The 2,540-nt window shown below is 64.8% G+C and carries 4 protein-coding genes and 1 pseudogene; all 5 read left to right on the top strand.

Translation table 11 applies throughout. The features are described 5' to 3' along the window. Window positions 1–496: F0F1 ATP synthase subunit A (locus ACFWF3_RS31855; RefSeq protein ID WP_379317494.1), on the top strand; the 496-nt coding region annotated here is incomplete at its 5' end. A gap of 72 nt (window positions 497–568) precedes the next feature. Continuing rightward, the gene (locus ACFWF3_RS31850) at window positions 569–817 is read left to right on the top strand and encodes an ATP synthase F0 subunit C (RefSeq protein WP_056817903.1); all 249 of its coding nucleotides are present in this window, start codon (window positions 569–571) and stop codon (window positions 815–817) included. 5 nt (window positions 818–822) lie between these two features. Next, the gene (locus tag ACFWF3_RS31845) at window positions 823–1,380 is read left to right on the top strand and encodes a F0F1 ATP synthase subunit B (protein WP_378996166.1); all 558 of its coding nucleotides are present in this window, start codon (window positions 823–825) and stop codon (window positions 1,378–1,380) included. 19 nt (window positions 1,381–1,399) lie between these two features. Continuing rightward, window positions 1,400–2,212 (top strand): F0F1 ATP synthase subunit delta, encoded by an 813-nt coding sequence (locus ACFWF3_RS31840; RefSeq protein ID WP_378996164.1) that lies wholly within the window; start codon window positions 1,400–1,402, stop codon window positions 2,210–2,212. A 67-nt stretch (window positions 2,213–2,279) separates the two neighbouring features. Beyond that, window positions 2,280–2,540 (top strand): annotated as a pseudogene (locus ACFWF3_RS31835) (F0F1 ATP synthase subunit alpha); the annotation flags it as partial.

The raw sequence follows: 2,540 nt of genomic DNA, 5'->3' as shown, positions 1-2,540 counted from the left end.
CTTCTTCACGGTTCTGTTCCTGAACTTCTCCGGTGTGATTCCCGGATTGAACATCTCGTCGAATGCGCGCATCGGCATGCCGCTGGTGCTGGCCGCGATCGTCTATATCGCGTACAACTACGTCGGTATCCGGAAGTACGGGTTCTTCTCCTACATCCGCCACAGCATCGTCGTCCCCGACGTGCCGGTCGCGCTGCACGTGCTGCTGATCCCGATCGAGTTCATCTCGACGTTCATCCTGCGCCCGTTCACGCTCACCGTGCGTCTCATGGCCAACATGCTGGCCGGCCACATCATGCTGGTGCTGTTCTTCAGCGCGACCTGGTTCTTCCTGTTCGACGCCACCGCGTGGATGAAGGTCTTCTCGCCGTTCTCGCTGCTGGCCGGCATCGGCTTCACGCTCTTCGAGCTGCTGGTGATCTTCCTGCAGGCCTACGTTTTCGCGCTGCTGGCTGCCGTGTACATCGGCCAGTCGCAGCACGCTGCCGACCACTGACCTGACTGACCAACGACCGGAAACCTGCTACACACGCCGACCGGCGGGTGAGCAACAGAAAGGGAAAGATTCATGAGCCTCGCTTACCTGGCCCAGGAAGCCGCGACCACCGAGAGCACCTTCAAGGGCTTCGGCGCCATCGGCTACGGTCTGGCCGCGATCGGCCCCGGCATCGGCGTGGGTATCGTCGTCGGTAAGGCCATCGAGGGCATCGCTCGTCAGCCCGAGCTGTCCGGCCAGATCCGCACCACCATGTTCCTCGGCATCGCGTTCACCGAGGCCCTGGCGCTGATCGGCCTCGTCGCCGGCTTCATCTTCTGATTCCGATGCGCGAACTCATCACGCTCGCAGCTGAGGGTGGAGAGGATGTGAATCCTCTCGTTCCCGAAACGTACGACATCGTCTGGTCGATCGTCTGCGTCGTCATCATCGGCGTGCTCTTCTGGAAATACGTGATCCCGCGTGTGACCAAGACACTCGAAGAGCGCACAGACAAGATCGAAGGCGGTATCGCCAGGGCCGAAGCAGCCCAGGCCGAGGCACAGCACACGTTGGAGCAGTACCAGCAGCAGCTTGCCGACGCCCGGCTCGAGGCCGCGCGCATCCGCGAGGAAGCACGCACCCAGGGTCAGCAGATCCTCGCGCAGATGCGCACGGATGCCCAGGCCGAAAGCGACCGTATCGTCGCCGCCGGTCATTCCCAGCTGGAAGCCCAGCGCCAGCAGATCCTGACGGAGCTGCGTTCCGAGGTCGGCCGTACGGCCGTAGACCTGGCCGAGAAGATCATCGGTCAGTCGGTTTCGGACGAAGCCAAGCAGGCGGCGTCGATCGACAAGTTCCTCAGTGAACTCGACGACACCGACGCCATCGGGGTCGGAAGGTAGCGACGCGAAAGTGAGAAGCATGTACGCAGCGAGCCGCGAGGCCAGTACCCGGTCTCGCGAGGCGCTTCGGGTCGCTCTGACCGGAAGCGAAACTGTTGCGGCCACAACGGGGTCGGAACTGTTCGCCGTTGTCGCCGTGCTGGACGACCAGCGTTCGCTGCGTGTGGCGCTCGCGGACGCCTCGGTGCCGGGTTCGGCGCGCGCTGAACTCAGTGAGCGGGTCTTCGGCGGCAAGGTCAGCATTGCCACGCAGGCAGTGCTGACCACCGCGGTGGCGCAGGACTGGTCACGCACCCGCGACCTGGTCGACACCCTGGTGCTGCTCGGGCAGGAGGCTCTGCTGGAGTCTGCCGCCGTCGGTGGCCGACAGGACGCGGTGGAGGACGAGCTGTTCCGGCTCGGACGCATCATCGCCGACAACCCGAAGCTGGAGCAGGCACTGTCCGATCAGGGAAAGCCCGCCTCGGCGCGGCGCGAACTGGTCGAGCGGCTGCTCAACGGCAAGGTCGAGCCGGTCACCCTGGCGCTGGCCGAGCAGGCGGTGACCCGCCTGCGGACCAACAACATCGGCGTCGCCTTCGACGCCCTGTCCGATCTGGCGGCGGCCCGTCGTGACCAGATCGTCGCCCACGTGAACTCGGCGGTCGAGCTGAACGATCAGCAGAAGGAGAAGCTGTCGGCTTCCCTGCGGCGGATCTACGGCAAGGCGGTCACCGTGCACGTGCAGGTCGACCCGACGCTGCTGAGCGGCGTCGTCGTCCGCGTCGGAGACGACGTGATCGACGGCAGCGCCACCGGCCGACTGGAGAAGCTGCGTCGGGCTCTGTCGTAATCGACAAGGCCCAGACTCCACTTCCCCCATCCCCGACATTCGAGACCACAGCGAGAGCAGGAACAACATGGCGGAGCTGACGATCTCCTCCGACGAGATCCGTAGCGCGATCGAGAGCTACACCCAGAGCTACACCCCGGAAACCTCCATCGAAGAAGTCGGCATCGTGACCGATACCGGCGACGGTATCGCGCACGTCAGCGGCCTGCCTTCGGCGATGGCCAACGAGCTGCTCGAGTTCCCCGGCGGGGTTCTCGGCGTCGCGCTGAACCTCGAGGACACCAACATCGGTGCCGTCATCCTCGGCGAGTACGCCTCGCTCGAGGAG

It is taken from the genome of Nocardia sp. NPDC060220, from assembly GCF_042727815.1.
In the GTDB taxonomy this organism is placed as follows: Bacteria; Actinomycetota; Actinomycetes; order Mycobacteriales; family Mycobacteriaceae; genus Nocardia.
This window is presented reverse-complemented; position numbering and strand designations above follow the sequence as displayed.